Below are 2,801 nucleotides of genomic sequence, written 5' to 3'. Positions count from 1 at the left end.
CGGCGGGCGGGGTCCCGTTCGCGTTTATCGGCGCGCCGGTTCAGGATTTAAGCGGTGATCTTCTGGCCGTGGCGGTCCTGCAAATCCCTCTATCGGCGGTCAACCAGATCATGCAGGGTCGCGAGGGCCTCGGCCGCACCGACGAGACCTATCTGGTGGGCAGCGACCGGCTGATGCGCTCGGATTCGCTGCTGGATGGGTACGAGGTTTGCAGACGCCTGAAAGCGTCGCCCAAAACCCGGGATATCCCCATCGTGTTCCTCACCGCCATGTCCGAGGAGCAGGAGGAGGCCCGGGGGCTCGCCCTGCGGGCCGTGGACTACAGCACAAAGCCGTTCAGCCCGGCGCTGGTCAAGGCGAGGGTCCGGAACCAGCTCGACTTCAAGCGCTACCGGGATCACCTGGAGGAGTTGGTGCGGGAGCGCACCCAGCAACTCGTCCTGACCCAGGATGTGACCATCCAGAGCATGGGGACCCTGGCGGAATACCGGGACCCGGAAACCGGGGGCCACATCCGGCGGACCCGGCACTATGTCCGGATATTGGCCGAGCACCTTAAAGACCACCCCAAGTTCCAGGGTCGCCTGGACGACAAGGCCATCGAGCTGTTGCTTAAATCCGCACCCCTTCATGACATCGGCAAGGTGGGCGTCCGGGACAACATCCTCCTGAAACCCGGTGAGCTGACCGAAGATGAATTCGAGGAGATGAAGCGGCATACCATCTATGGTCGGGACGCGCTTCTGACCTCCGAGAAAATGCTGGGCCTGGATTCCTTCCTTTCCGTCGCCCGTGAAATCGCCTACACCCATCACGAAAAGTGGGACGGCACCGGCTACCCGCAGGGCCTCAAAGGTGGGGAGATCCCTCTTTTCGGACGGCTCATGGTCGTTGCCGATGTCTACGACGCCTTGATCAGCAAGCGGGTCTACAAGCCGCCCTACCCCCATGATACGGCGGTGGCGATGATTCTGGAGGAGCGGGGAAGCCATTTCGACCCGGATATCGTGGACGTCTTTATGGAGCTCTCGGACGAGTTCAGGAAGATCGCCCTCGAACATGCCGACTTAGAGGAGGAGCGGGTGTTGCTGTCGGCTTGACCGGGCGGACCCGATAAGGAAGGATGAAAGAGAGAGACATTGTTTGGAGGTGAGCAGTATGCATCTTTTGGGTAAAGGCGCCCGTAGGAGACATAGGACAATTATCATGTTTTTCTCTATCTCACTGAACAAATACAACTCATAAGTATAAAATGATAAAGGAGAAAACCAAATGGGACTGGCAACGTGTATCATGAGGAGTTTGTGCGTATTGTCGATGATTGCGATGCTGATTTCGACGGGCCAGGCCTGGGCCAGGGCGGTTCCCGGATCCCACATCAAGGTTTTCATTCCGAGTCTGCCCTACATTTATATCTCTCATGCCATCAACGGTGCATTGCTGCGTCCTGCAGACAACGAGCGAGGTTGGGATTACGATATGGCGACCGGCCACCGGCGGATCGACGATAAAACCTATGAATTCAGACTGAGAAAAAGCGTCTTTTTTCAAGACGGGACTCCCTTCAATGCGGATTCCGTTGTCGAAAACATGACATACTTCAAGAAAGCACCGTTTCTTTTCACCAAGATCGATACAGTTTTTGATCGCGTGGAAAAAATCGATGATTTCACAATTCGGTTCTACCTATCCGAAAAATACGGCCAGTTCCTGAACGATACCATCTGGATTCAATTCTATACTTCCGCTTATCTTAAAAAAGTCGGCTGGAACGGGAAATTGACCTGCCCGAATCTGGCTGAACCCGGCCCTTACGGGTTGGGCCCCTATATCCTGAAGGCGGGATACGCAGAGGGAGACCGACAGGCACCGGAGGTGGTGCTGGTGGCCAATCCCAATTATTGGGACCCGAATTATCCTAAAATTGAAACAATCACCGTCTATACAGAGATGGATACCAAGATCGCCATGGAGAATGTGTTTGACAAGGACGGCGTACTCGATATCATGCCGATTCCCTTTTCCATAAAATGCAGAGCCGGTGCTTCGCCATATGCAAAACTGGTCTCGGTGCCATCGACCGACAGTATTGCCATTCAGATGAATCTGCGCAATGGCCATAAAAGACTCCTGGACAAAAAAGTCAGAGTCGCTCTGAATCGCGCCATCGATCAGGCCCTTCTGCTGCAGCGCGCCTATTACGGCGAAGGAATAGTCACCCCCACACTGGCCTCCCCTCTGTTTCCGGGCGTACGGGAGGTTGTCAAAAACCTGCGGCCCTATTCCGAAATTCAGAACCCCAAAGAAATCCGCGACGAGTTGAAGGGTATTCTGAATGGACTGACGCTGAAAGTCATTACGCTGGATCGGTTCATGTTTATCTGGAAGGGGATCGCACGCGATTTGAGAAAGGTCGGTGTCAAGCTGGATTTCGAGATCACCACCAGCGAAAAAACCGTGTTCAACCAACTGCTCACCACCAACGCCAAAAAAAACACCAGGCCATGGGACCTTCTGATGTGGGGCCTTGACGACTGGTTCTACAATCACCCCTGGTCTGCTTTTCTCCTTTACCGGACGAACAATTCCTGGAGCACTATTTCCCCAGATCCGGTTCTGGACGGTTATGTCGATGAATTTTTTCGCGCCTCCGTGGGCATGCCGGAATTCACCGCCATCTGCGACAAGATCATGCGCCATGTCTACGAAAATGCCTATATGCTGGTTGTTCCAGCCCCCAATAAGGTTCTGGCGGTCAATAAAAACGTGGATTACAAGCCGTACCGGATGGCCAGTATGCC

General features: G+C 54.4%; 2 protein-coding genes. Both read left to right on the top strand.

Features of this window, described 5'->3' with window-relative positions; all coding sequences use genetic code 11:
• The first annotated feature begins 68 nt into the window (after window positions 1-68).
• A complete protein-coding gene (locus tag ACEW8N_RS19255; RefSeq protein WP_373501489.1) occupies window positions 69-1,100 on the top strand; it encodes an HD-GYP domain-containing protein in 1,032 nt (343 codons plus the stop codon).
• A 172-nt stretch (window positions 1,101-1,272) separates the two neighbouring features.
• Window positions 1,273-2,801: ABC transporter substrate-binding protein (locus ACEW8N_RS19250; RefSeq protein WP_373501488.1), on the top strand; the 1,529-nt coding region annotated here is incomplete at its 3' end.

This window comes from Desulfococcus sp., assembly GCF_041737845.1.
In the GTDB taxonomy this organism is placed as follows: domain Bacteria; phylum Desulfobacterota; class Desulfobacteria; order Desulfobacterales; family Desulfococcaceae; genus Desulfococcus.
This window is presented reverse-complemented; position numbering and strand designations above follow the sequence as displayed.